General features: G+C 40.7%; 30 protein-coding genes and 1 rRNA gene. 29 read left to right on the top strand and 2 right to left on the bottom strand.

Going from position 1 to position 24048, the window contains the following annotated elements; genetic code table 11:
- Positions 1–94: 94 nt before the first annotated feature.
- From rrf to BKK48_RS03220, 26 genes are all read left to right on the top strand, one after another.
- Positions 95–210: ribosomal RNA gene (rrf, locus tag BKK48_RS03095) — 5S ribosomal RNA — on the top strand.
- A gap of 622 nt (positions 211–832) precedes the next feature.
- Positions 833–1387: a Der GTPase-activating protein YihI gene (gene yihI / locus BKK48_RS03100; protein ID WP_077426733.1), complete on the top strand. Its 555-nt coding sequence runs from the start codon at positions 833–835 to the stop codon at positions 1385–1387.
- A gap of 3 nt (positions 1388–1390) precedes the next feature.
- Positions 1391–1837 (top strand): DUF2489 domain-containing protein, encoded by a 447-nt coding sequence (locus tag BKK48_RS03105; protein WP_077426734.1) that lies wholly within the window; start codon positions 1391–1393, stop codon positions 1835–1837.
- Complete coding sequence (gene hemN / locus BKK48_RS03110) at positions 1837–3204, top strand: oxygen-independent coproporphyrinogen III oxidase (protein ID WP_077426735.1); 1368 nt, start codon at positions 1837–1839, stop codon at positions 3202–3204. Before BKK48_RS03105 ends, hemN begins: the two co-directional genes overlap by 1 nt.
- Before the next feature lie 148 nt (positions 3205–3352).
- Positions 3353–3910 carry a ribosome recycling factor gene (frr, locus tag BKK48_RS03115; RefSeq protein ID WP_077426736.1) on the top strand — a complete coding sequence of 186 codons (558 nt, stop codon included), beginning with the start codon at positions 3353–3355 and terminating at the stop codon, positions 3908–3910.
- Positions 3911–3991: 81 nt separating this feature from the next.
- Positions 3992–5185: a 1-deoxy-D-xylulose-5-phosphate reductoisomerase gene (gene ispC / locus BKK48_RS03120; RefSeq protein WP_077426737.1), complete on the top strand. Its 1194-nt coding sequence runs from the start codon at positions 3992–3994 to the stop codon at positions 5183–5185.
- Positions 5186–5215: 30 nt separating this feature from the next.
- Positions 5216–5935 (top strand): polyprenyl diphosphate synthase, encoded by a 720-nt coding sequence (gene uppS / locus BKK48_RS03125; protein WP_077426738.1) that lies wholly within the window; start codon positions 5216–5218, stop codon positions 5933–5935.
- An 11-nt stretch (positions 5936–5946) separates the two neighbouring features.
- Complete coding sequence (locus tag BKK48_RS03130) at positions 5947–6813, top strand: CDP-archaeol synthase (protein ID WP_077426739.1); 867 nt, start codon at positions 5947–5949, stop codon at positions 6811–6813.
- A 9-nt stretch (positions 6814–6822) separates the two neighbouring features.
- Entirely contained in the window at positions 6823–8154 is a 1332-nt protein-coding gene (gene rseP / locus BKK48_RS03135) for a sigma E protease regulator RseP (RefSeq protein ID WP_077426740.1), read from the top strand.
- Positions 8155–8188: 34 nt separating this feature from the next.
- Positions 8189–10570 (top strand): outer membrane protein assembly factor BamA, encoded by a 2382-nt coding sequence (gene bamA, locus BKK48_RS03140; RefSeq protein WP_077426741.1) that lies wholly within the window; start codon positions 8189–8191, stop codon positions 10568–10570.
- A gap of 101 nt (positions 10571–10671) precedes the next feature.
- On the top strand, positions 10672–11283 hold the full coding sequence (locus BKK48_RS03145; RefSeq protein WP_077426742.1) for an OmpH/Skp family outer membrane protein: 612 nt from the start codon (positions 10672–10674) through the stop codon (positions 11281–11283).
- A 12-nt stretch (positions 11284–11295) separates the two neighbouring features.
- Positions 11296–12330: a UDP-3-O-(3-hydroxymyristoyl)glucosamine N-acyltransferase gene (gene lpxD / locus BKK48_RS03150; RefSeq protein ID WP_077426743.1), complete on the top strand. Its 1035-nt coding sequence runs from the start codon at positions 11296–11298 to the stop codon at positions 12328–12330.
- Positions 12331–12645: 315 nt separating this feature from the next.
- A complete protein-coding gene (gene rpsJ, locus BKK48_RS03155; protein ID WP_001181005.1) occupies positions 12646–12957 on the top strand; it encodes a 30S ribosomal protein S10 in 312 nt (103 codons plus the stop codon).
- Positions 12958–12973: 16 nt separating this feature from the next.
- Positions 12974–13600 carry a 50S ribosomal protein L3 gene (rplC, locus tag BKK48_RS03160; protein WP_018356226.1) on the top strand — a complete coding sequence of 209 codons (627 nt, stop codon included), beginning with the start codon at positions 12974–12976 and terminating at the stop codon, positions 13598–13600.
- A gap of 15 nt (positions 13601–13615) precedes the next feature.
- Complete coding sequence (gene rplD, locus BKK48_RS03165) at positions 13616–14218, top strand: 50S ribosomal protein L4 (protein WP_077421873.1); 603 nt, start codon at positions 13616–13618, stop codon at positions 14216–14218.
- Entirely contained in the window at positions 14215–14514 is a 300-nt protein-coding gene (gene rplW, locus BKK48_RS03170) for a 50S ribosomal protein L23 (protein ID WP_018356228.1), read from the top strand. The genes rplD and rplW overlap by 4 nt, the downstream gene beginning before the upstream one ends.
- Before the next feature lie 17 nt (positions 14515–14531).
- Positions 14532–15353: a 50S ribosomal protein L2 gene (gene rplB / locus BKK48_RS03175; RefSeq protein ID WP_077426744.1), complete on the top strand. Its 822-nt coding sequence runs from the start codon at positions 14532–14534 to the stop codon at positions 15351–15353.
- A 25-nt stretch (positions 15354–15378) separates the two neighbouring features.
- Positions 15379–15654 carry a 30S ribosomal protein S19 gene (gene rpsS, locus BKK48_RS03180; protein WP_005539416.1) on the top strand — a complete coding sequence of 92 codons (276 nt, stop codon included), beginning with the start codon at positions 15379–15381 and terminating at the stop codon, positions 15652–15654.
- An 11-nt stretch (positions 15655–15665) separates the two neighbouring features.
- Positions 15666–15998 carry a 50S ribosomal protein L22 gene (gene rplV, locus BKK48_RS03185; RefSeq protein WP_018356230.1) on the top strand — a complete coding sequence of 111 codons (333 nt, stop codon included), beginning with the start codon at positions 15666–15668 and terminating at the stop codon, positions 15996–15998.
- 17 nt (positions 15999–16015) lie between these two features.
- Positions 16016–16723: a 30S ribosomal protein S3 gene (rpsC, locus tag BKK48_RS03190; RefSeq protein WP_077426745.1), complete on the top strand. Its 708-nt coding sequence runs from the start codon at positions 16016–16018 to the stop codon at positions 16721–16723.
- Positions 16724–16736: 13 nt separating this feature from the next.
- Positions 16737–17147, top strand: a complete 411-nt coding sequence (gene rplP, locus BKK48_RS03195; RefSeq protein WP_018356232.1) for a 50S ribosomal protein L16 — start codon at positions 16737–16739, stop codon at positions 17145–17147.
- On the top strand, positions 17147–17338 hold the full coding sequence (rpmC, locus tag BKK48_RS03200) for a 50S ribosomal protein L29 (RefSeq protein ID WP_018356233.1): 192 nt from the start codon (positions 17147–17149) through the stop codon (positions 17336–17338). The genes rplP and rpmC overlap by 1 nt, the downstream gene beginning before the upstream one ends.
- A complete protein-coding gene (rpsQ, locus tag BKK48_RS03205; protein ID WP_077426746.1) occupies positions 17338–17595 on the top strand; it encodes a 30S ribosomal protein S17 in 258 nt (85 codons plus the stop codon). The genes rpmC and rpsQ overlap by 1 nt, the downstream gene beginning before the upstream one ends.
- Positions 17596–17878: 283 nt before the next feature.
- Positions 17879–18331, top strand: a complete 453-nt coding sequence (gene exbB, locus BKK48_RS03210; protein ID WP_077426747.1) for a TonB-system energizer ExbB — start codon at positions 17879–17881, stop codon at positions 18329–18331.
- A 2-nt stretch (positions 18332–18333) separates the two neighbouring features.
- On the top strand, positions 18334–18756 hold the full coding sequence (gene exbD / locus BKK48_RS03215) for a TonB system transport protein ExbD (RefSeq protein WP_077426748.1): 423 nt from the start codon (positions 18334–18336) through the stop codon (positions 18754–18756).
- Between the two features lie 8 nt (positions 18757–18764).
- Complete coding sequence (locus BKK48_RS03220) at positions 18765–19541, top strand: TonB family protein (RefSeq protein ID WP_077426749.1); 777 nt, start codon at positions 18765–18767, stop codon at positions 19539–19541.
- 58 nt (positions 19542–19599) lie between these two features.
- Here the strand turns inward: BKK48_RS03220 and rhlB are convergent, their stop codons facing one another.
- Complete coding sequence (rhlB, locus tag BKK48_RS03225; protein WP_077426750.1) at positions 19600–20853, bottom strand: ATP-dependent RNA helicase RhlB; 1254 nt, start codon at positions 20851–20853, stop codon at positions 19600–19602.
- Between the two features lie 144 nt (positions 20854–20997).
- The gene (gene tusA / locus BKK48_RS03230; RefSeq protein WP_077426751.1) at positions 20998–21237 is read right to left on the bottom strand and encodes a sulfurtransferase TusA; all 240 of its coding nucleotides are present in this window, start codon (positions 21235–21237) and stop codon (positions 20998–21000) included.
- 111 nt (positions 21238–21348) lie between these two features.
- Between tusA and BKK48_RS03235 the strand changes: the two genes are divergently transcribed.
- Genes BKK48_RS03235 through hemG form a run of 3 tightly spaced genes read left to right on the top strand, consistent with a single transcriptional unit; the run spans position 21349 to position 23950 of the window.
- Entirely contained in the window at positions 21349–21969 is a 621-nt protein-coding gene (locus BKK48_RS03235) for a YigZ family protein (RefSeq protein WP_077426752.1), read from the top strand.
- A gap of 2 nt (positions 21970–21971) precedes the next feature.
- Entirely contained in the window at positions 21972–23435 is a 1464-nt protein-coding gene (locus tag BKK48_RS03240; RefSeq protein ID WP_077426753.1) for a TrkH family potassium uptake protein, read from the top strand.
- Positions 23435–23950, top strand: a complete 516-nt coding sequence (gene hemG, locus BKK48_RS03245) for a menaquinone-dependent protoporphyrinogen IX dehydrogenase (RefSeq protein ID WP_077426754.1) — start codon at positions 23435–23437, stop codon at positions 23948–23950. The genes BKK48_RS03240 and hemG overlap by 1 nt, the downstream gene beginning before the upstream one ends.
- The last annotated feature ends 98 nt before the right edge of the window (positions 23951–24048 follow it).

Here is a 24048-nt window from a genome sequence, read left to right on the forward strand (position 1 = left end):
ACAGATATTCAGCTTGTGAAGGGTAGGGAATAAGAGAAGACAAACGAGCAAATAAAGAAAAACGATTTGTGAGTATCAGTTATCGAAGAATTATCCCGGCGGCGAGAGTGCGGTGGTCCCACCTGAATCCATTCCGAACTCAGAAGTGAAACGCTGTAATGCCGATGGTAGTGTGGGGAATCCCCATGTGAGAGTAGGGCACCGCCGGGTACAATTGAGATTAGAATTAAGATTAAGAAGAATTGAAATTAAGATTAAGAAGAGTAAACAAGAAATCCCCTGAGCTGGCGCTTGGGGGATTTTTTTATTGACTGGAATTATAAAAAAGGTAAAAGGTAAAAGTGCCACAGGTTCCGCTATCATAGGGACTGCAAACATCACCAACATCACGGGTATCACAATCATCACAATCCCTATAAGAGCCTAAAGAACATAAGTATCATCAATATAACATCACTCCATACAGCCTCTATATCGATACTCACCACTTCCCCTTACATAGACTAATCAATCAGCCAATCAATATTTCCCACCCACTCTCTAACTTCTTGCTCCCTCTGTATGAACTTACCAACATAAAAACACCAAAAAAACTGACCGCACTTTTAGCGCTATTGGTTTGGTATACTTGTTTGTGGTATGTAGGCTCTGTTTGCGTTAGAAGATGAGGAGATGTATAGACTAATCCTAGAAGAAAATTAAAATTTTATAAGAAATAACAAAGAAAATAAGCTTAGATAAAGTTGAATTTGTATTGAATGCATCTATTTATTAATGAGAAAAAAATGCTGAAGTGATACAATCCACCAAATTTTATGAAAGGATAAAACGAATGGCTCGTAAGAAAAAAACGCGTAAAATTAGCGATATTATGCCGATGCGTAAAGCGGATAAAAAACCTGAAATGCCGAAACGCAGCGGTAAAAAATTAACACGCTATGAACTTGATGCGAAAGCTCGTGAGGATAAGAAAAAACGTAAGCATAAAGGTTTGGCGTCAGGTTCACGTCATAGTGCGGGGGAAAATAACCTCAATAAACTTCAACAAGAAACCAAGGATCCGAAAATTGGGAGTAAGAAAAAAATTCCTTTAATTGTGGAATTTGTGAATAAACCGGAAAAAGGTCAGCTTATTCCTGCCGTGAAAGTAGCGAAGAAAGTCGATCCAATGCAAGAATTGGAAAATCTTGAAAATAACGAAATTCTTAATGAATTATTGGATGCATTAGATGAAGGGAAAACGTTGAGTAAAGCAGATCAGCAATTTGTGGATGAATGTCTTGCCCGTATTGCAGAGCTCATGGATGAGCTGGGTATTGAAGATGAAGAAAATGACGATGATTTATACCGCACTTTTGAGAAAATTGATATTAACCAATTTAGATAAAAGATGATTTGGACTATTATTTTAAGCCTATTCGCGTTAGCGGTTATTGCTGTGTTGTCTTGGTATGCATTTCGTTTGTTAAAACAAGTGAAACATCAGCAACAAATTATGATTAAGGCGAAAGCACAACGAGTCCTCCGTTTAAAAGAGAGTATTGAAATTATTGCTAAGGCAATGAAACAGAAGGAATGTAATCATTCTGAAGGGGTTATTCGTCTTACGATGTTATTGATGCCTTTTGGTAAAGACTTACAGCCCTATCCTGCCATGAGCGAACTGTACGATATTGTACGGGATATGCCAACTCATGAAGCTCGAAAAATGCTTGGAAAGCAAGAGCGAATGCGCCTTGATCTTGAACGGGAAAGTGCGGAAGCCAAGCTTGAGCAGGAGATTGTGGAAGAGTTGAAGCAGTTACTTGATGATATACAAAAATTAGGAGAAATTTAATGTCAGAGATGATTTGGGATAAGGAACTTATACGGAAATATAATCAATCAGGCCCTCGCTATACTTCTTATCCGACGGCATTAGAATTCCACGAAAACTACACGAACCAAGATTTTATTCAGGCGGCAGAGCGTTACCCAAATCGCCCGCTTTCCCTTTATGTCCATATTCCTTTTTGTCATCAACTTTGTTATTTCTGTGCTTGTAATAAGGTGATAACCCGCCATCGACATAAAGCGGATATTTATCTTGATTACCTTGAAAAAGAAATTATTTCCCGTGCACAGCTATTTAAAGGAAGAAAAGTTACCCAAATCCATTGGGGAGGTGGGACACCAACTTATTTAGATGAAGCGCAATCAGCCCGTTTAATGGCGATGCTAAAAACGCATTTCTCGGTGGCAGAAAACGCGGAAATTTCGATTGAAATTGATCCTCGTAAAATTGAGATCTCTATGCTCGATCACCTACGTTCAATTGGTTTTAACCGGATGAGTATGGGGGTGCAAGACTTTAATAAAGCGGTGCAAAAAATTGTTAACCGTGAACAAGATGAGGATTTTATTGCGGCGTTATTAAAACGCGCTGAGGAATTGGGTTTTCAATCCACCAATCTTGATTTAATTTATGGGCTACCATTGCAAAATGTGGAAAGTTTCATGTTCACGTTAAAAAAAGTGATTGAGCTTAATCCGGATCGGTTGAGTATTTTTAATTATGCTCATTTGCCTAGTCGTGTACCGGGACAGGCTAAAATTAAAGAAGACCAATTACCGCCACCTGAAACGAAATTAACAATTCTGCAAAAAACCATCGAAACCTTAGCGGAGGCCGGTTATAAGTTTATCGGTATGGACCATTTTGCCAAACCCTCTGATGAATTGGCAATTGCACAAGAGCAGGGTGTATTACATCGGAATTTCCAAGGCTATACCACACAAGAAGAATGTGATCTTCTTGGTTTAGGTGTTTCCTCTATCAGCTTGTTAGGGGATACTTATGCGCAAAATGAGAAGGATCTTAAAACCTATTATGCTTTAGTAGAAAAAAATGGTTATGCATTGCATAAAGGGCTTGTGTTAAGCGAAGAAGATTGTTTACGCCGTGATGTGATTAAGCGACTTATTTGTAATTTCAAATTAGATTTTTCAACCATTGAAAAGCAATATAATATTAAATTTACTGAGCATTTTGCAGAAGATTTAACCTTACTTCAGCCTTTAATGAATGACGGTTTAATTCATCAAACAGAACAAGGATTAGTTGTTTCTCCCCAAGGGCGTTTATTAATTCGAAATATTTGTTTATGTTTTGATACTTATTCCCGAGCAGCAGCAAAACGGCAGCAATTTTCAAGAATTATTTAATTATCATGCCATCCAATTCGGGTGGCATTTATTTTTTCTGCCGTTTTTTAAGCCATGATAAATTCAAAATAAAACAATTCAAAAACCGTCAAAAATCCAGTAGAATCACCCCTGTTTTACTTTAGGATAACTATCAAAGGATAATTCGATGATTAATGAGATTAGACAAGATGCCGAACAGCGCATGGAAAAAAGCATTGAGGCATTAAAAGGTCATATTGCTAAAATCCGTACCGGCCGTGCACAACCGAGTTTATTAGACGGTATTCAAGTGGAATACTATGGTGCGGCAACCCCACTTCGTCAATTAGCTAACGTGGTCGCTGAAGATGCCCGCACTTTAGCTGTCACTGTATTTGATCGTTCACTTATTAGCGCTGTTGAAAAAGCGATTTTAACTTCAGATTTAGGGTTAAATCCTTCATCAGCCGGCACCACAATTCGTGTGCCGCTTCCGCCATTAACAGAAGAACGTCGCCGTGATTTAATTAAAATCGTAAAAGGTGAAGGTGAGCAAGGGAAAGTGGCTATTCGCAATGTACGCCGTGATGCGAATGATAAAATCAAAGCACTGTTAAAAGATAAAGCGATCAGTGAAAATGATCAGCATAAAGCGGAAGAAGTGATCCAAAAACTCACTGATCAATATATTAAGAAAGTGGATGAGATTTTGGCTGATAAAGAAAAAGAGTTAATGGATTTCTAATTTTCTGAACCGATAATTGGGGCAGACCGAAGTGTCTGCCCTTGTTCTATTATTTTTATTTACAAAGAGCGGTCAATCTTTATGCAAAAACAGAATATCGTCATTCTTGGTGCAACGGGTTCCATTGGAGAAAGCACCCTTTCAGTGATTGCGCATAATCCTGAAAAATATCATGCCTTTGCCCTTGTTGGCGGTAAAAATGTCGAGAAGATGTTTGAAAAATGTGTGAAATTTCGACCGTACTTTGCTGCTCTTGATGATGTTGAAGCGGCGAATATTCTGCGCCGTCAACTGGTTGAGCATAACATCGCAACAGAGGTGTTAGCCGGACAAAAAGCAATTTGTGAACTGGCCGCTCACCCCGATGCACATCAAGTGATGGCTGCTATCGTAGGGGCCGCCGGTTTATTACCCACATTATCCGCTGTGAAAGCCGGTAAACGGGTGTTGTTAGCCAATAAAGAAGCATTAGTGACCTGTGGACAGATTTTTATTGATGCGGTGAAACAATATCATGCGACTTTACTGCCGGTAGATAGTGAGCATAATGCCATTTTCCAATCCCTTCCACCTGAGGCTCAGCAAAAAATAGGGTTCTGTCCATTAGCTGAACTCGGCATTAGCAAAATCGTTCTAACCGGCTCAGGCGGGCCTTTCCGCTATACACCTTTACCGGAATTTGAACATATCACGCCCGCACAAGCTGTTGCGCACCCTAATTGGTCCATGGGGAAAAAGATTTCTGTGGATTCTGCCACGATGATGAACAAAGGTTTGGAATATATTGAGGCACGTTGGTTATTTAACGCTCGAGCTTGCGAAATGGAAGTGGTGATTCATCCTCAATCTATCATTCATTCTATGGTGCGCTATGTGGATGGCTCTGTGATCGCCCAAATGGGAAACCCGGATATGCGTACCCCTATTGCTCAAACCATGGCCTATCCTCAGCGTACTTTTGCCGGCGTTGAACCTTTGGATTTCTTTAAAATCAAAGAATTAACATTTATTGAACCGGATTACCGCCGTTATCCTAATTTAAAACTGGCGATTGATGCCTTTGCTGAGGGGCAATATGCCACCACGGCAATGAATGCGGCAAATGAAATTGCGGTGCAGGCTTTTTTAGAAGGACGTATTTCATTTACCGATATCGCCCGTATTAACCAAGAAACGGTGCTTACTATGCCTGTGACAACGATTAGCGCTATTGAGGATGTGCTTGAGGTTGATGAAAAAGCCCGTGCGATAGCAAAAGCACTGGTTACAAAATAAAAAAGTGCGGTCAAAAATAATCTGATTTTTATGATAGAACTTGATAAGAATAATATCCCAGCACACGTTGCCATTATTATGGATGGTAACGGGCGTTGGGCAAAACAACAAAATAAATTGCGTATTTTTGGACATACGAATGGGGTGGCGGCGGTTCGCCGTGCGGTGAGTTATGCTCGACAAATCGGCGTAAAAGTGCTCACCCTTTATGCATTCAGCAGTGAAAATTGGAACCGTCCGGAACAAGAAGTGAATTCATTGATGACACTTTTTATGCAGGCCCTTGATCGTGAAGTGAAAAAATTACATAAAAATAATATTCGCCTTAACATTATCGGCGATACCTCACGTTTTAGTGAAAAATTACAAGAGAAAATTGCGAAAGCTGAACAGTTAACGGAAAGCAATAACGCACTAACGTTGAATATTGCTGCCAATTACGGGGGCTGTTGGGATATTGTTCAAGCCGCCCAACAAATCGCGGATAAAATTAAAAAAGATGAAATGACTTTGGAGGAAATTACCGAACAATCCTTCCAAAGCCATTTAGCCACACAAGATCAGCCTCAAGTGGATCTGTTAATCCGTACCAGTGGTGAACAACGGGTGAGTAATTTTTTACTTTGGCAAATTGCCTATGCGGAATTGTGCTTTTTAGATGTTCTGTGGCCGGATTTTAATGAGGAAGATTTCAATCAAGCGGTTGCCAGTTATCAACAACGTCATCGCCGTTTTGGTGGGACTGAATAAGCGGAGAGATTATGCTTAAAGAACGTGTATTATCAGCCATTGTGCTTATTGCTTTGGTGCTATGCGCCTTATTTTTATTTAGCCCTTTTTATTTTGCTTTAGCATTAGGTTTAGTGGCAACATTGGGTGTGTGGGAATGGACACAATTTGCTCGTTTTAAACAACCGCTCGTTCGCCTGTGTATTGCGGCATTCCTCGGCGCATTTATTTTTTTATGGCTTTTTACCGAGGGGGATTATCTCAACGCCGGACGTGTTTTTGAACACTACCTTCCGCTTTTATTGATTAATTCTGTGGGTTGGTGGATGCTCGCATTGTTGTTAGTTATCACTTATCCCGCCTCAGCCAAATACTGGGGGAAAAATAAACCCCTTCAACTATTATTTGCTTTTTCTACCTTAATTCCTTTCGTTGCAGCAGTATTACGCTTACGTTTAGATAACTACACGCAAGATCCTTATCATGGATTATTTTTATTACTCTATGTTTTTGTCCTTGTGTGGGCGGCGGATTCCGGGGCTTATTTTGCCGGCCGCGCCTTGGGAAAACATAAATTAGCCCCTAAAGTTTCACCGGGAAAAACCTGGGAGGGCGTGGTGGGTGGCTTACTCACTGCAGTGTTGCTTGCTTGTGTATTTATTTATTTTTCCGGTGAAACCTTGCTCGGTAATCGAGGTATTGTAGGCTTTATCATTCTTTCAGTGGTTACTGTGGCGATCTCAATTTTAGGGGATTTAACCGAAAGTATGTTTAAACGTGAAACCGGCATTAAAGATAGTAGCCAGCTTATTCCCGGACATGGGGGGATTTTGGATCGCATTGACAGTCTCACCGCTGCCGTCCCTTTCTTTGCCTATTTTTACTTCTTTGTTTTGTAAGGATTGATGATGTCGTTTTTGTGGTCTTTGGGTTCTTTTCTTATTGCCATTTCCGTGTTGGTTGCGGTGCATGAATATGGACACTTTTGGGCTGCACGAAAGTGCGGTGTAAAAGTACTGCGTTTTTCTATCGGTTTTGGCAAGGTGATTTGGCGACGTAAAGATAAGCAAGGGACAGAGTTCGCTTTATCAATGATTCCATTGGGTGGCTATGTCAAGATGTTGGATGGGCGGGCTGAAGCTGTTCCAGCGGAATTGACCTCCCAAGCCTTTGATCAAAAATCCGTCTTACAACGTGCCTTTATTATTGCAGCGGGGCCATTAGCTAATTTTCTTTTTGCCATTTTCGCCTATTGGATTATCTATTCGGTAGGTATGCCAAGTATTAAACCTGTGATAGAACAGGTGACCCCCAATTCTATTAGCGCGCAAGCACAGATTGAACCTAATTCGCAAATTGTGGCCATTGATGGAAAACCTGCAGAGGATTGGGAAACCATTAATATGTTATTAGCCGCAAAATTAGGGGAAGATCAGGTGGATATTACCCTTTCACCTTTCGGATCCAATGTGACTTATGACAAGCAGTTAGACCTATCCCATTGGAGGTTTGACCCGGAAAAAGAAAGTGCTTTTGAATCCTTAGGGATGAGTCCTGTTCGTGCCAAAGTGGAAATGACCCTCTCTAAAGTGCTGGAAAACTCACCGGCTCAACGAGCAGGTTTACAGGTTGGGGATAATATTTTAAGTGAAAATTTGACCGCACTTTCATGGCAAGACTTTGTGAAATTAGTTGAAAAAGGGCAAGCTATTTCTCTTAAAATTGAACGTCATGGTGAGATATTTGACAAAGTCATACAACCGGAAAAAAATCAAGAAGGGCGTTGGTTTATCGGAATTAGCCCGACTTTTTTAAATGTCGGGGAACAGTATCGAACCGAATTAAAATATGATATTCTTGATGCCCTGTCGAAAGGCGTAGAAAAAACGGCACAATTGTCTTGGCTCACAGTAAAAGTGATTGGCAAATTATTTACCGGTGATCTGGCGTTAAATAATTTAAGCGGCCCCATTTCTATTGCAAAAGGTGCGGGGGCATCCTCAAGTATTGGGTTCGTTTATTTTCTAAGCTTTATGGCGTTAATTAGTGTTAATTTAGGCATTATGAATTTATTTCCGTTGCCGGTATTAGATGGGGGGCATCTCGTCTTTTTGGCGGCGGAAGGAATAAAAGGAAAACCTGTTTCTGAGCAGGTTCAGAGTTTAAGTTATCGTATTGGTGCGCTGCTACTATTAACCTTAATGGTGTTCGCCCTGTTCAATGATTTCTTACGTTTATAGATTTTATAGTGACATAGTAAATAGGATACAGTCGATGAAAAAACTTCTAATCACAAGTTTATTATTCGGTACGACAAGTAGCGTTTTTGCTGCCCCTTTTGTGGCAAATGAAATCCGTGTGGACGGTGTGCAAGGTGAATTAGAGCAACAAATTCTTGCGAGTTTACCTGTTCGTTCAGGACAACGGGTGACCGACAAAGATGTGGCGGATATCGTTCGTTCTTTATTCGTGAGTGGTCGATTTGATGATGTAAAAGCTTACCAAGAGGGTAAAGATCTTGTTGTAAGTGTGGTTGCGAAACCTATTATTTCTGAAGTACAAATTAAAGGTAATTCCTTAATTCCAACGGAAGCTCTCAAACAAAATTTAGATGCCAATGGTTTTAAAAGCGGTGATGTATTAAATCGTGCGAAGCTTGATGAGTTTGTGAAAGGGGTGAGAGAGCACTATAAAAGTGTTGGTCGCTATAATGCAAAAGTCGATGCGATTGTTAATACCCTGCCAAACAATCGTGCAGAGGTGACCCTTCAAATTGATGAAGATGACACCGCAAAATTACAATCTGTTACCTTTAACGGTAACCAAGCAATTTCCAGCAGTACGTTACAAGAACAGATGGAGCTACAACCTGATGCTTGGTGGAAACTTTGGGGAAATAAATTTGATGCGACCCAGTTTGATAAAGATTTAAAATCCATTCAAGAATACTATCAAAATAATGGTTATGCCAAAGCGCGTATCACCCGTACCGATGTGCAATTAAATGATGAACAGACCAAAGCCACCGTTACTATTGATGTGAGCGAAGGCGACAAATATGATTTAAGTAGCGCTCGTATTGTGGGAAATGTTGGAGGGATGGCTGAAGAGCTACAGCCTTTGTTAAATCATTTACACTTAAACGATACCTTTAGCCGTGCCGATGTTATCGATGTAGAAAATGCGATTAAAGCTAAATTAGGTGAACGGGGTTACGGTAGTGCAACAGTTAATGCGACACCGACATTTGATGATGAGAATAAAACGGTTGCCTTAACATTTGTGGTTGATGCAGGGCGTCGTTTATCTGTTCGTCAAGTTCAATTTGAGGGTAATACGGTTTCAGCAGATAGCACCTTACGTCAAGAAATGCGTCAACAAGAAGGCTCTTGGTATAATGCCCAGTTAGTTGAATTAGGTAAACTTCGTTTAGACAGAACCGGTTTTTTTGAAACCGTTGAAAGCCGTATTGAGCCTGTTGAAGGGACTAATGATGAAGTAAATGTGGTTTACAAAGTTAAAGAACGTAACACAGGGAGCATCAACTTTGGGGTCGGTTATGGTACGGAAAGTGGTATTAGCTATCAAGCAAGTATCAAACAAGACAACTTCTTAGGAACAGGGGCTGCGGTAAGCTTGGCGGGGGCTCGTAATGACTACGGAACAACCATTAATCTTGGCTATACAGAACCGTACTTTACCAAAGATGGGGTAAGTTTAGGCGGCAACGTGTTCTATGAAACTTACGATAACTCAAGTAGTGATACCGCTTCAGATTATAAACGTACAACCTATGGTGGTAACGTGACACTTGGTTTCCCGGTTAATGAAAATAACTCTTACTATCTTGGTTTGGGTTATACCTATAACAAAATTAGTAATTTCTCCCGGGAATATAATCGCGATCTTTATTTAGAATCAATGAATTTTAATTCTAACTCAATCAAATCCCATGATTTTGATTTTTCTTTTGGCTGGAATTATAACAGTCTAAACCGAGGTTATTTCCCAACGAAAGGGGTGAAAGCGACGATTGGTGGACGAGTGACGATTCCTGGTTCTGATAACAAATACTATAAATTAAATGCCGATGTTCAAGGCTATTACCCACTTGATCGTGATCATCGTTGGGTGATTGCCGGTAAATTAGGGGCTGGTTATGCCAATGGCTTTGGAGGTAAACGTCTACCATTCTATCAAAACTACACCGCTGGGGGTATTGGCTCATTGCGTGGCTTTGCTTATGGCGCAGTGGGACCAAATGCGATTTATTGGGTGAGAGATCAAGCGGGTAATGAAGGCTATAACGCCAATGGTAGTACTGATATTATTGGGGGAAATGCAATTGCCACAGCGAGTGCCGAGTTAATTATTCCAACCCCATTTGTTGCGGACAAAAATCAAAATTCGGTGAGAACTTCATTATTTGTTGATGCAGCAAGTGTTTGGAATACCAAATGGAAAGCAGAGGATAGAGCAAGATTCCCTAATTTACCGGATTATAGTGACCCAAGCCGTATCAGAGCCTCTGCCGGTATTGGTTTCCAATGGCAATCACCAATAGGACCTTTGGTGTTCTCCTATGCAAAACCGATTAAAAAATATGAAAACGATGATGTAGAACAATTCCAATTTAGTATTGGTGGGTCTTTTTAATCGAACTTTTTATTTATCAACTAGTCAAAGCGAACACTTGCACCCTAAATTATTATGGGGTGCAAGCTCAATTAACCATTTAATTTAACAAGGAAATTTCAATGAAAAATGTCTTAAAAGTTACCGCACTTTCAGTAGGTCTTGCTCTTGCATCTGGTTTTGCTGCAGCAGAGGAGAATATTGCCTTTATCAATGCAGGTTACTTATTCCAAAATCACCCTGATCGTCAAGCTATTGCAGATAAATTAGATGCGGAATTAAAACCAACAGCCGATAAACTTGCTGCAAGTAAAAAAGAAATTGATGACAAAATTGCGGCCTCACGTAAAAAAGTTGAAGCAAAAGTGGCTGCATTACAAAAAGATGCACCACGTTTACGTCAAGCCGAAATTCAAAAACGTGAAGAAGAAATTAATAAATTTGGTGCTAATGAAGAAGCAGCATTAACGAAGTTGATGCAAGAGCAAGATAAAAAAGTTGCCGCATTCCAAGAAGAAAGCGATAAACGCCAGGCGGAGGCTCGTGCGAAATTATTAGAAAGCATCCAAGTGGCAACCAATAATTTAGCAAAAGCAAAAGGTTATACTTATGTAATTGATGCTAACTCTGTGGTATTTGCTGTTGAAGGGAAAGATATTACTGAAGAGGTGTTAAAATCGATTCCTGCTACAGAAAAAGCAGCGGCTCCGGCTAAAGCAGAAGAGAAAAAATAATAGGTTCTAACCATGCAAAAATCCTATTCTTTAAAAGAATTGGCGAATCAAATCGGCGCTACCGTTCGCGGTAACGCCGATGTCGTTATAACGAATATCGCCCCTCTTGATAAAGCACAAGCTCATCAACTGACATTCATCTCTAATGCAAAATTTCGCCCCCTATTAAAAGATTCTAAAGCCGGTATTCTCGTGGTATCGGAAGAGGATGTACCATTCTGTGCAGCGGAAAGCCATTTACTGATTGTCAAAGATCCCTATGTGGCTTATGCCATTTTAGCGCAGTATATGGACACCACACCGAAAGCGGCGCAAGGTATTGCGAAAAGTGCGGTCATTTCTGACGGTGTTTCTTTAGGTGAAAATGTCGCCATTGGTGCAAATGCTGTCATTGAAGAAGGTGTCGTATTAGGCGATAACGTGATTATCGGCGCAAATTGCTTTGTGGGAAAAAACACTAAAATTGGTGCCGGCACACAGCTTTGGGCTAATGTAACAATCTATCATGATGTTTCCATTGGCGAAAATTGTTTAATTCAATCAGGCGCCGTTATTGGAAGTGATGGATTTGGTTATGCAAACGATCGTGGTCGTTGGATTAAAATTCCTCAAGTGGGTCAAGTGATCATCGGTAATCATGTTGAAATTGGTGCTTGTACTTGTATCGATCGTGGGGCATTAGATGCAACAGTGATTGAAGACAATGTAATTATTGATAACCTTTGCCAAATTGCTCATAACGTTCATATCGGTACCGGTACGGCGGTAGCAGGTGGTGTGATTATGGCCGGGAGTTTAACGGTAGGGCGTTACTGTCTCATTGGTGGTGCCAGTGTGATCAACGGACATATGGAAATCTGCGATAAAGTCACGATTACAGGAATGGGCATGGTGATGCGCCCAATTACTGAGCCGGGTGTGTATTCTTCCGGTATTCCATTGCAAACCAATAAAGAGTGGCGAAAAACTGCCGCATTGACTTTAGGCATTGATGGAATTAATAAACGTTTGAAGTCAGTAGAAAAAAAACTCAATGAAAATACCTAAAATGTTCAGCGACTTTTCTTTTGTTGACGAACAGGTTATCGCATGAAAGATGAATGAATGGCGTCTTTCTTTTCTTATTGAAATAAATCCCTTGCAATTTGTTTGGGTTTTATGTAGTATTTGCGAGCTTTCATTTTGAAAGCCGTTTAATGTAATCATTTATTAGACGTTCGCAACGATATGTTGCGTTAAACAATGTTTCCGATTTGGAGACTATATAACAGGTAACTTGCACCTCCTTTTCTATTTTTGAAGTTAGAATTGTGATTGGTGTTAGTTTTTTTATTAGCTAAATTTTATTGGAGCTCTGGTCTAATGCAGAACCAAAGAATCCGTATCCGTTTAAAAGCGTTCGATCACCGTTTGATCGACCAATCTACAGCGGAGATCGTAGAAACAGCTAAACGTACTGGTGCGCAAGTTCGTGGTCCGATTCCTTTACCAACCCGTAAAGAACGTTTCACCGTGTTGATTTCTCCACACGTGAACAAAGATGCTCGTGACCAATACGAAATTCGTACTCACAAACGTTTAGTCGATATCGTAGAGCCAACAGAAAAAACTGTTGATGCATTAATGCGTTTAGATTTGGCTGCCGGCGTTGACGTGCAGATCAGCCTAGGTTAATTAAGAGGTTATTACAATGATTGGTTTAGTCGGTCGTAAAGTTGGTATGACCCGTATCTTCAATGAAGACGGTGTGTCGGTACCAGTTACCGTTATCGAAATCGAAGCCAACCGCGTAACTCAAGTTAAAACTCTTGAAAACGATGGCTATACTGCAATTCAAGTTACTACTGGTTCTAAAAAAGCGAACCGTGTAACTAAGCCTGAAGCAGGTCATTTCGTGAAAGCAGGTGTTGAAGCTGGTCGCGGTTTATGGGAATTTCGTACTGAAGGTGAAGAATTCACCTTAGGTCAAGAAATCAATGTTGACATCTTTGCAGATGTTAAAAAAGTGGATGTTACCGGTACATCTAAAGGTAAAGGTTTCCAAGGTGGTGTTAAACGTTGGAACTTCCGTACTCAAGATGCAACCCACGGTAACTCTTTATCACATCGTGTTCTTGGTTCTATTGGTCAAAACCAAACTCCGGGCCGTGTGTTTAAAGGTAAAAAAATGGCAGGACATTTAGGTGCTGAACGTGTAACCGTTCAATCACTTGAAGTTGTTCGTGTAGATGCTGAGCGTAAATTGCTATTAGTAAAAGGTTCTGTACCTGGTGCTATCAATGGCGATGTTATCGTGAAGCCGGCAGTTAAAGCATAAGTCTAGGAGATAGAGATGGAATTACAAGTTGTAGGTGCAAATGCACTCACTGTTTCTGAAACTACCTTCGGACGTGAGTTTAACGAAGCGTTGATCCACCAAGTTGTTGTTGCTTATGCAGCAGGTGCACGTCAAGGTACTCGTGCTCAAAAAACTCGTGCTGAAGTGTCTGGTTCAGGTAAAAAACCTTGGCGTCAAAAAGGTACAGGTCGTGCTCGTGTTGGTGATATTAAATCTCCAATTTGGCGTTCTGGTGGTACTACCTTCGCGGCAAAACCACAAGATCACAGCCAAAAAGTGAACAAAAAAATGTACCGTGGTGCAATCAAAAGCATTCTTTCTGAATTAGTTCGTCAAGACCGCTTAGTTGTGGTTGAAAAATTTGAGATTGATGCACCAAAAACTAAAGTTTTAGTACAAAAATTAAAAGATTTAGCCGTTGAAGATGCGTTAATTATCACAGCAAGTTTAGATGAAAATTTATTCTTAGCAGCGCGTAACTTGTATAAAGTTGACGTACGTGATGTACAGGGTATCGATCCGGTAAGCTTAATCGCTTTCGATAAAGTGATTGTTACTGTTGATGCTGTGAAACAAATTGAGGAGATCTTAGCATGAGTCAAGAACGTTTGCTGAGCGTGCTTCGTGCACCACATATCTCTGAAAAAGCAACCAACAATGCTGAAAAATCTAACACTGTTGTACTTAAAGTTGCTTTAGATGCGAACAAAGCTGAAATTGCTGCTGCTGTTGCTCAATTATTTGAAGTAAAAGTAGATTCTGTTCGTACTGTGGTTGTTAAAGGTAAAACTAAACGCCGTGGTACTAAAATGGGTCGTCGCAGCGACTGGAAAAAAGCTTATGTAACTTTAGCCGAAGGCCAAAATTTGGACTTCGTAGACAGTGCTGAGTAATCGGAGGAAAATAGAGAATGGCTATCGTAAAATGTAAGCCGACCTCCGCTGGTCGTCGTCACGTTGTTAAAATCGTGAACCCTGAATTGCACAAGGGTAAACCTTACGCTCCACTTCTAGATACTAAATCTAAAACCGGTGGTCGTAATAACTATGGTCGTATTACAACTCGTCACATTGGTGGCGGTCATAAACAACACTACCGTTTAATCGATTTCAAACGTAACAAGTTAGATATTCCGGCGGTTGTTGAGCGTTTAGAATATGATCCAAACCGTTCTGCTAACATTGCTTTAGTGCTTTATAAAGACGGTGAACGTCGTTATATCTTAGCACCTAAAGGTTTGTCAGTAGGCGATCAAATCCAAGCTGGTGTAAACTCACCAATTAAAGTGGGTAATGCCTTACCAATGCGTAATATCCCAGTAGGTTCAACGGTTCATAACGTTGAATTAAAACCGGGTAAAGGCGGTCAAATTGCTCGTTCTGCCGGTGCATATGTACAAATTATTGCTCGTGAAGGCAACTATGTTACTTTGCGTTTGCGTTCAGGCGAAATGCGTAAAGTATTAGCAGAATGTGTTGCGACAATTGGTGAAGTTGGTAACTCAGAGCATATGCTTCGCGTATTGGGTAAAGCGGGTGCGAACCGTTGGAGAGGTATTCGTCCGACCGTTCGTGGTACTGCAATGAACCCGGTAGATCACCCACACGGTGGTGGTGAAGGTCGTAACTTTGGTAAACACCCTGTTACTCCATGGGGCGTTCAAACCAAAGGTAAGAAAACTCGTCACAACAAACGTACTGATAAATATATCGTACGTCGTCGTGGCAAATAATAGATTAAATTAAAGAGGATTAGCCATGCCACGTTCTCTCAAGAAAGGTCCTTTCCTTGACCTACACTTGTTGAAGAAGGTAGAGAAGGCGGTGGAAAGCGGGGATAAAAAGCCAATTAAAACTTGGTCCCGTCGTTCAATGATCATTCCATCAATGATCGGATTGACCATCGCAGTCCATAATGGTCGTCAGCACGTTCCTGTTTATGTATCTGATGAAATGATCGGTCATAAATTAGGTGAATTTGCACCGACTCGTACATACCGCGGTCACGCGGCAGATAAGAAAGCTAAGAAATAAGAGGTAAAGAGATGGAAACTATCGCAAAACATCGTTACGCTCGCACTTCTGCCCAAAAAGCTCGCTTAGTTGCCGATTTAATTCGTGGTAAAAAAGTTGCACAAGCGTTAGAGATCTTAACTTTCACTAACAAAAAAGCAGCGTCTTTAGTGAAGAAAGTTTTAGAATCTGCTATTGCTAATGCAGAGCACAATGATGGTGCAGATATTGATGATCTTAAAGTTGCTAAAATCTTCGTAGATGAAGGTCCTAGCATGAAACGTGTTATGCCACGTGCTAAAGGTCGTGCAGATCGTATTTTAAAACGTACTAGCCACATCACCGTGGTTGTGTCAGATCGTTAATCAGTAGGAGAATAACAATGGGTCAAAAAGTACATCCACATGGTATTCGCCTAGGTATTGTAAAACCTTGGAGCTCTACTTGGTTCGCGAATACAAAAGACTTCGCTGACAATCTTGAAGGCGATTTCAAAGTACGTCAATTCTTAAATAAAGAATTAGCAAATGCTTCTGTTTCACGTATTACTATTGAGCGTCCGGCTAAAAGTATTCGTGTAACAATTCATACAGCTCGTCCTGGTATCGTTATCGGTAAGAAAGGCGAAGATGTTGAAAAATTGCGTAACGCCGTATCTAAAATTGCTGGCGTTCCAGCGCAAATCAACATTGCTGAAGTGAAAAAACCTGAATTAGATGCGAAATTAGTTGCAGAAAGCATCGCTTCTCAATTAGAACGTCGTGTGATGTTCCGTCGTGCAATGAAACGTGCGGTACAAAGTGCAATGCGTTTAGGTGCGAAAGGTATCAAAGTTGAGGTTAGCGGTCGTTTAGGTGGTGCAGAAATCGCACGTTCAGAATGGTATCGTGAAGGTCGTGTACCTCTTCATACTCTTCGTGCGGACATCGATTATAACACTGCAGAAGCACATACTACTTACGGCGTTATCGGCGTAAAAGTATGGATCTTCAAAGGTGAGATTCTTGGTGGAATGGCTGCCGTTGCGCAATCAGAACAACAACCTGCCGATAAGCCTAGAAAGGCGCCACGCGGTAAAGGTCGTAAGTAAGGAGAAACGCTAAATGTTGCAACCAAAACGTACAAAATTCCGTAAAGTCCACAAAGGTCGTAACCGTGGTATCGCAAATGGTACAGAAGTGAGTTTCGGTACTTACGGTTTAAAAGCGGTTGGTCGTTGTCGTTTAACAGCTCGTCAAATCGAGGCTGCCCGTCGTGCTATGTCGCGTGCGGTAAAACGTCAAGGTAAAATCTGGATTCGTGTATTCCCAGACAAACCAATCACGGAAAAACCATTAGAGGTCCGTATGGGTAAAGGTAAAGGTAACGTTGAGTACTGGGTAGCCTTAATCCAACCGGGTAAAGTACTTTATGAAATGGATGGTGTGTCTGAAGAAGTGGCAAGAAATGCTTTTGCATTAGCAGCAGCGAAATTGCCTGTTAAGACCACTTTCGTAACTAAGACGGTGATGTAATGAAAGCTCAAGATTTACGTACAAAAAGTGTTGAAGAGCTGAATGCTGAATTGCTCAATCTTTTGGGTGAACAATTCAAGTTGCGTATGCAGACAGCCACCGGTCAGCTTCAACAAACCCATCAGGCTAAACAAGTGCGTCGTGATATTGCACGTGTAAAAACTGTATTAACCGAAAAGGCGGGTGAGTAATGACTGATAAAATTCGTAGCGTACAAGGTAAAGTTGTTAGCGACAAAATGGAAAAATCTTTTGTTGTCGCCATTGAACGTAAGGTAAAACACCCGTTATACGGTAAATTTATCCGTCGTACAACCAAATTACATGTACACGATGAGAACAATGAAGCCAAAGTTGGTGATACCGTAGAGATTCGCGAATGTCGTCCTCTATCAAAAACCAAATCTTGGACTTTAGTTCGTGTTGTTGAAAAAGCGATTATCGCTTAATTCACAATAAAAGAATAAAAGCCAACAGTGTTTAATCCTGTTGGCTTTTTTACTTTCTATACTTTTTTACGCTCATTTCATCTTCTCTTAATACATTGAAATTTATCTTTTATTAATACTAAGCTCTTAGATTTTTAGTAAGAGATAGCTGTTAATCGATGGCACTAAGTAAAGTGCGGTTAAAAATTTACCTATTTTTCTAATTCGTGTTTACGATAATCTTTCCTTTTGTTAGAATTTGCACCTAATTGAAATTAATTCTCAATTGTTTTAAGGATAGGAAATGCCTCAGCTTTTTGAATTTTTACAACAGTACAGCGATTACATTATTATCGGACTTTTACTTTTGATGAGCGTATTAATGCTCGCTATGGTTATTGAGCGCTTTATTTTCTTAACGAAAATCAATGTTAGTAAGTATGCCAATATCCATGCTTTAGATATTGATTTAAATAGAAATATGACGATTATTTCGACCGTAGGCGCAAATGCACCTTATGTGGGGTTATTAGGGACGGTAATCGGTATTTTGTTAACTTTCTATCAAATAGGCCAGGGAGGCGGTGATGTGGATGCCGGTGAAATTATGCTACATCTCTCTTTAGCGCTAAAAGCAACGGCATTGGGTATTTTAGTCGCAATCCCTTCAATGATTTTTTACAACGGTTTAAATCGTAAAATCGAAGTAAATCGCTTGAAATGGAAAGTGCTAAATGCACAAAAAGATAAGGAATAACTGTGAAAAAATTTGATGAAATTAATATTATTCCGTTCATTGATATTATGTTGATGCTATTGGCAATTGTATTGATTACCGCATCATTTATTTCACAAGGTAAAATTCAAGTGAACGTGCCGAAAGCGAGTACAGCCGTCGCCTTTAAATCCGATGAACTTGCAAAACTGGTAACGGTGACTAAAAAAGGTGAGCTTTATTTTAATGATAAACCCATATCCCAAGAAGCGTTGGAAAGCGAAATTAATCAATGGGATAAAGCACAGAAAGTAACATTAAAAATTGATGCAGAGGCGAGTTTCCAAGATTTTGTGACGATTACCGATCTCCTTGCTAAAAATGACATTAAAAATGTTGCGATAGTTTCGATGAAAGAGAAAGGAAATCAGTCAAAAACCATCGGTACGGAAAAGGTGACGCAGTAGGAAAAGTGATGCAACAAGCTAAACGTTTATCATTCGGTTTATTGATTTCTCTCTTTATTCATGGTGCCGCCGTAAGTGCTTTGATGTGGAACTGGCAGGAAAACAATGATAGTGCGAATAATCACGCAGGGGAATTGGCAACCCGTATTTCGATGGAAATGATACAGGGAATGCGTATAGAGGAGCCTAGTTCAGAACCCGAACCTCAGAAAACAGAACCTGAACCATTGAAAGAGGAAGTAGTATCGGATCCTACAAAGAAACCGGAACCTGAGAAGAAAAAAATATTAGAGAAAAAGCCGGAAAAACCAAAAGATAACCTCAAGCCACGAAAGGAAAAACCTAGAAAAGAGGCAAAACCCGCTGAAAAAGCACAAACCTTACCGAAAAATTTACCGGTGGGAGATCGCAATATTAACTCGACTTTTTCGGTGAACTCAAAAGCGACCAGTACCAATGTGGTTAATACTCAAGCTAATATGATGGGAAGCGGAACAAATAGCAATGAAATTGCGGCTTATAAGGCGGCACTTTATCGTGAAATTGAACGCCGAAAACAATATCCGACACGGGCGAAAATGATGCGAAAACAAGGGATTGTCCATGTTGCCTTTAATGTGGGAAACGATGGTGCGTTAAGTGGTGAGAATGTTGTTAAATCTTCGGGAGATGAGAGTTTAGATAATGCGGCATTGAAAGCCGTGCAAAATGCGAAATCTGTTGGGCCTAAACCCGCCGGTTTTGCAAGTAAAATTTCTGTTCCTATTCGATTTAGTTTGCAATAAGAAAATCAAAAGCAGAGCGTTGGCTCTGCTTTTCCATTAGGGATCTATTGGGGAAATATTATCGGCGATAAGGACGCTGATTTCTTGATAAATTATGAGAATGATGGGCTGTTTTCGACTTTAGACGAAATGGTTTGGGTAAACTTAATAGGGATGTCGCATCATACTGGCTCACCGGAATTGAGTGGCCAATATAGTCTTCAATGGCAGGTAAGTTCATTGCATATTCTTCACAGGCAAAGCTAATGGATACGCCACTTTCTCCGGCACGCCCCGTACGCCCAATACGATGAACATAATCTTCCCGATCATCCGGCAAATCATAGTTAAATACATGGGTCACATCCGAAATATGTAAACCTCGAGCGGCAACATCGGTAGCGACTAAGATATCTAGTTGCCCCTCAGTAAATTGCTTCAATAACGAAAGCCGTTTTTTCTGTGCAATATCGCCGGTGAGTAACCCCACACGATGTCCGTCTGCAGCGAGATAGCCCCAAATTTCTTCACAACGGTGTTTCGTATTGGCAAACACAATGCAACGATCCGGCCATTCTTCTTCAAGTAATGTCAGTAGTAGTGCCATTTTGTCGTGATTTGAGGGATAAAATAATTCTTCTTTAATGCGATGTCCGGTTTTTTGTTCCGGTTCGATTTCAATATATTCCGGATCATTCATATCCTCAAAAGCGAGCTCACGCACTTTGTATGAAAGGGTGGCAGAAAAAAGCATAGTGAGGCGATGTTGTGGAGAAGGACATTTGCGTAACAGATAACGAATATCACGAATAAAACCGAGATCAAACATCCGATCGGCTTCATCTAACACCACGACTTGAATTTGATTTAGAGAAATGACACCTTGTTTTACATAATCAATAACACGTCCGGTTGTGCCGATGAGAATATCAACACCCTGTTCAATCGCCAGTAATTGTTTGTCATAGCCTTCCCCACCATAAGCCAGTGCAGTTTTTAACCCAGTTATCTTTGATAAGGTCTCTGCATCATTATAAATTTGCACTGCCAGTTCACGAGTGGGCGCAAGGATCAGTGCCCGAGGTTGATGAGATGAATGAGAATTTTCCTGATTTGATAATAAGTGGTGGAAGGTGGCGGTTAAAAATGCCAACGTTTTTCCGGTTCCCGTTTGAGCTTGTCCGGCAACATCCTTCCCTTCCAAGGTGATCGGTAATGAAAGGGCTTGAATAGGGGTGCAGAATTCAAAGTGTTTATGTTGTAGCGCCTTTAGAACAAGCGGGTGTAAGGGAAAGTCAGTAAATCTCTGCTGACTTAAATGGTTTTGTTTCATAAAATGATCTGTCCTGAAAAAATTGCCTTAGCATAGCATGAACGGGAAAATTTCCCAAAGGATATGGGGTATAACCCGATTCTCTCCAATTCGTTGTGTATTGAAGTCAAGTTTAGGTGAGGTTGAGTTATTCATCAGGGAGTGCTATTTTCCTTTTTTCACCCAGTATTTAAAAGGTGGTTGTTCAATTTCGCTTTGTAATAATTGGTGATCCATAAATTGACAAAAACTTGGTATATCACGAGTAGTGGCGGGATCATCGGCAAGGATCAACAATACTTCCCCATCGTTTAAATGGCGAATGGTTTTACGCACTAGCATCACCGGTTCCGGGCAGCGTAAACCCAAGGTATCGAGTGTTTGAGTAATTGTAATTTCAGACATTGATTTCTTTTTCCAAAAAATGATGTGCATGATACCACTTGTTGGGAAATTTCGACAAATCCCTATAATCAGTGATAGACTAACGCCATTGAAATTAACGAAATAAACACAATGGCGGAATATCCCATCCCTAAAAGTGCGGTCATTTTTGAAGAAGAAATTAAAAAAAGCCGCTTTATCACTTATTTGCAGCATACAACGGGGTTAGCAGAGGCGAGAGCTTTTTGGGCAAAGATTAAGCATGAGCATCCCCAAGCCCGACATCATTGTTGGGCGAGCGTGGCGGGTAATCCTGCAGATTCTCTCCAATTTGGTTTTTCTGATGATGGTGAGCCGGCAGGTACCGCCGGAAAACCAATGTTAAATGCACTGCAGGGCAGTGGTGTGGGAGAAGTGAGTGCGGTTGTTGTACGTTATTTTGGCGGTGTATTACTCGGCACCGGAGGGCTGGTACGAGCCTATAATAGTGGTGTTCAACAAGCATTAAAACTTTTAGAAACCGTCATTAAAGTCGAACAAAGTCCTTTCCGTTTGGATTGCGACTATGGACAATGGGGTTGGGTGCAGTTACTTTGTGAAAAGTATCAAATCACGATTTTGTCACAAGATTTTCAGGCTCAGATCCATTTAGTCTTAGGGATTAACGAAAAAGTGCTTGCTCCCTTTTCCGCCGAATTAACTGAAAAATCAGCAGGGAAATTAGTGATCCACCCCTTAGAGACAGGCGAATAATTGTGCATATTTTATCTATAATTCGAATTATCGGGATCCTTGTGATGTGCTTTTCCGCCACTATGCTCATTCCGGCATTCGTAGCATTGGGCTATGGTGATGGGGGCGGGAAAGCCTTTATGCAGTCATTTGTTCTGAGCCTCATTGCAGGGGCATTACTTTGGTGGCCTTGTCATCATCATAAACAAGAATTGCGTTCGCGTGATGGTTTTCTCATTGTGGTCGCCTTTTGGTTTGTGTTGGGTGCGCTGGCTGCATTACCGCTTTTGTTATTTACGCCCCTTCAATTAACACCGGCATCGGCAATGTTTGAAGCATTTTCCGGTTTGACGACAACAGGTGCCACGGTAATGACAGGGCTGGATAATTTACCCAAAGCGATTTTATTTTATCGTCAATTTTTGCAATGGTTAGGGGGAATGGGGATCATTGTTTTGGCTATCGCCATTATTCCACTCTTAGGTATCGGTGGTATGCAGCTTTATCGGGCGGAAATGTCCGGTCCGATGAAAGAGCAAAAAATTCGCCCAAGGATCGCTGAAACCGCTAAAATGTTATGGGGAATTTATTTTTCACTGACCATTTCTTGTGCATTTGCTTATTGGCTGGCGGGAATGACGCCCTTTGATGCGTTGACACATAGTTTTTCCACTGTATCCATTGGCGGTTTTTCAACGCATGATGCCAGTATGGGGTATTTCAATAGCCCGTTGATTAACGGTATTACTGTTTTATTTTTATTGATCTCTGCCTGTAATTTTGGTTTGCATTTTCGGGCATTTTCAACCGCTGGCCGTGAAAATTTTGTCAAAATTTATCTGCGTGATCCTGAGTTTCGGTTTTTTATCAGCTCTCAAATTATTTTAGTCGTGCTCTGTACTTTCGTGATGTGGAACCACCATTATTTTTCATCTTCTTGGCAAGATTTTGAACAAGTCTTGTTTCAAGCGGTTTCAATTTCAACTACAACGGGCTATACCACATCCGATTTTACCGCATGGCCCTCTTTTGTCCCGGTACTATTAATTCTTGCCTCTTTTATGGGGGGGTGTGCCGGCTCGGTAGGGGGCGGTTTACGGGTCGCTCGGGTATTGGTGCTTTATTTACAAGGAAAACGGGAACTAAAACGTGTTGTTCATCCTAATTTAGTTTATCCCATAAAATGGGGTAAAACCGTATTAGATGAACGGATCATTGGAAGTATTTGGGCATTTTTTTCCGCTTACCTTTTGGTTTTCCTCGTTTGTTTACTGGGCGTCATCGCCTGCGGTGTAGAACCTTTCGATGCTTTTAATGCTGTGCTGGCCTGCTTGAACAATCTTGGGCCGGCATTAGGCTCTGTTAGCAGCAATATGACCGCAATCCCCGATAATGCAAAATGGATTTTAACCATTGCGATGGTATGTGGACGTCTGGAAATCTTTACCCTATTAGCTTTATTTACCCCTGCATTTTGGAAAGCTTAATGAAAACGTTAATTCTTTATTCAAGCCATGATGGGCAAACCAAAAAAATCTCTGAATTTTTAACCGCACTTTTAGAAGGTGAGGTGATAGTTGATGAATTACGAGAAGATTATGATCTTGAGCCCTTTGAGCGAGTGATTATCGGTGCTTCTATACGCTACGGCCATTTTAATAAAACACTGGATCGTTTTATTGTGCGTAACCTTGTTCATTTGGCTCAAAAAAAATCAGGATTTTTTGGTGTAAATTTAACTGCACGCAAAGCAGGAAAAGATAATCCGGAAACGAACGTGTATGTCCGCAAATTTTTGCAGCGTACAAAATGGCAGCCCGAATTAGCGGCTGTGTTTGCAGGTGCATTATTATACCCGCGTTATAAATGGTTCGATCGAGTAATGATCCAATTCATTATGAAAATTACCGGGGGAGAAACCGATACGACAAAAGAAATTGAATATACGGATTGGGAAAAAGTGAAGCAGTTTGCACAACGAATTAATGCGCTTTCGAAATAATCGAAATCCAAAGAAATATTATTCGATCCGCCGTACTTTTAACCAAAAGATCGTTTTTTTCGATTTTTTTACAAAAAGGACTTGCGTGTCATTAAAAA

Origin of the sequence: Rodentibacter heidelbergensis, assembly GCF_002000125.1 — a bacterium.
Classification (GTDB): domain Bacteria; phylum Pseudomonadota; class Gammaproteobacteria; order Enterobacterales; family Pasteurellaceae; genus Rodentibacter; species Rodentibacter heidelbergensis.

Excerpts from the sequence above, each read along its gene's own strand:
- rplD (WP_077421873.1), top strand. The coding sequence starts at position 13,616 with ATGGAATTACAAGTTGTAGGTGCAAATGCACTCACTGTTTCTGAAACT.
- rpsJ (WP_001181005.1), top strand. The coding sequence starts at position 12,646 with ATGCAGAACCAAAGAATCCGTATCCGTTTAAAAGCGTTCGATCACCGT.
- uppS (WP_077426738.1), top strand. The coding sequence starts at position 5,216 with ATGATAGAACTTGATAAGAATAATATCCCAGCACACGTTGCCATTATT.
- frr (WP_077426736.1), top strand. The coding sequence starts at position 3,353 with ATGATTAATGAGATTAGACAAGATGCCGAACAGCGCATGGAAAAAAGC.
- BKK48_RS03145 (WP_077426742.1), top strand. The coding sequence starts at position 10,672 with ATGAAAAATGTCTTAAAAGTTACCGCACTTTCAGTAGGTCTTGCTCTT.
- rpsS (WP_005539416.1), top strand. The coding sequence starts at position 15,379 with ATGCCACGTTCTCTCAAGAAAGGTCCTTTCCTTGACCTACACTTGTTG.
- BKK48_RS03105 (WP_077426734.1), top strand. The coding sequence starts at position 1,391 with ATGATTTGGACTATTATTTTAAGCCTATTCGCGTTAGCGGTTATTGCT.
- lpxD (WP_077426743.1), top strand. The coding sequence starts at position 11,296 with ATGCAAAAATCCTATTCTTTAAAAGAATTGGCGAATCAAATCGGCGCT.
- tusA (WP_077426751.1), bottom strand. The coding sequence starts at position 21,237 with ATGTCTGAAATTACAATTACTCAAACACTCGATACCTTGGGTTTACGC.
- rplV (WP_018356230.1), top strand. The coding sequence starts at position 15,666 with ATGGAAACTATCGCAAAACATCGTTACGCTCGCACTTCTGCCCAAAAA.
- rplB (WP_077426744.1), top strand. The coding sequence starts at position 14,532 with ATGGCTATCGTAAAATGTAAGCCGACCTCCGCTGGTCGTCGTCACGTT.
- exbB (WP_077426747.1), top strand. The coding sequence starts at position 17,879 with ATGCCTCAGCTTTTTGAATTTTTACAACAGTACAGCGATTACATTATT.
- rplW (WP_018356228.1), top strand. The coding sequence starts at position 14,215 with ATGAGTCAAGAACGTTTGCTGAGCGTGCTTCGTGCACCACATATCTCT.
- BKK48_RS03235 (WP_077426752.1), top strand. The coding sequence starts at position 21,349 with ATGGCGGAATATCCCATCCCTAAAAGTGCGGTCATTTTTGAAGAAGAA.
- rpsC (WP_077426745.1), top strand. The coding sequence starts at position 16,016 with ATGGGTCAAAAAGTACATCCACATGGTATTCGCCTAGGTATTGTAAAA.
- bamA (WP_077426741.1), top strand. The coding sequence starts at position 8,189 with ATGAAAAAACTTCTAATCACAAGTTTATTATTCGGTACGACAAGTAGC.
- hemN (WP_077426735.1), top strand. The coding sequence starts at position 1,837 with ATGTCAGAGATGATTTGGGATAAGGAACTTATACGGAAATATAATCAA.
- BKK48_RS03130 (WP_077426739.1), top strand. The coding sequence starts at position 5,947 with ATGCTTAAAGAACGTGTATTATCAGCCATTGTGCTTATTGCTTTGGTG.
- rplP (WP_018356232.1), top strand. The coding sequence starts at position 16,737 with ATGTTGCAACCAAAACGTACAAAATTCCGTAAAGTCCACAAAGGTCGT.
- ispC (WP_077426737.1), top strand. The coding sequence starts at position 3,992 with ATGCAAAAACAGAATATCGTCATTCTTGGTGCAACGGGTTCCATTGGA.
- rhlB (WP_077426750.1), bottom strand. The coding sequence starts at position 20,853 with ATGAAACAAAACCATTTAAGTCAGCAGAGATTTACTGACTTTCCCTTA.
- rpmC (WP_018356233.1), top strand. The coding sequence starts at position 17,147 with ATGAAAGCTCAAGATTTACGTACAAAAAGTGTTGAAGAGCTGAATGCT.
- yihI (WP_077426733.1), top strand. The coding sequence starts at position 833 with ATGGCTCGTAAGAAAAAAACGCGTAAAATTAGCGATATTATGCCGATG.
- rseP (WP_077426740.1), top strand. The coding sequence starts at position 6,823 with ATGTCGTTTTTGTGGTCTTTGGGTTCTTTTCTTATTGCCATTTCCGTG.
- rplC (WP_018356226.1), top strand. The coding sequence starts at position 12,974 with ATGATTGGTTTAGTCGGTCGTAAAGTTGGTATGACCCGTATCTTCAAT.
- BKK48_RS03220 (WP_077426749.1), top strand. The coding sequence starts at position 18,765 with ATGCAACAAGCTAAACGTTTATCATTCGGTTTATTGATTTCTCTCTTT.
- rpsQ (WP_077426746.1), top strand. The coding sequence starts at position 17,338 with ATGACTGATAAAATTCGTAGCGTACAAGGTAAAGTTGTTAGCGACAAA.
- hemG (WP_077426754.1), top strand. The coding sequence starts at position 23,435 with ATGAAAACGTTAATTCTTTATTCAAGCCATGATGGGCAAACCAAAAAA.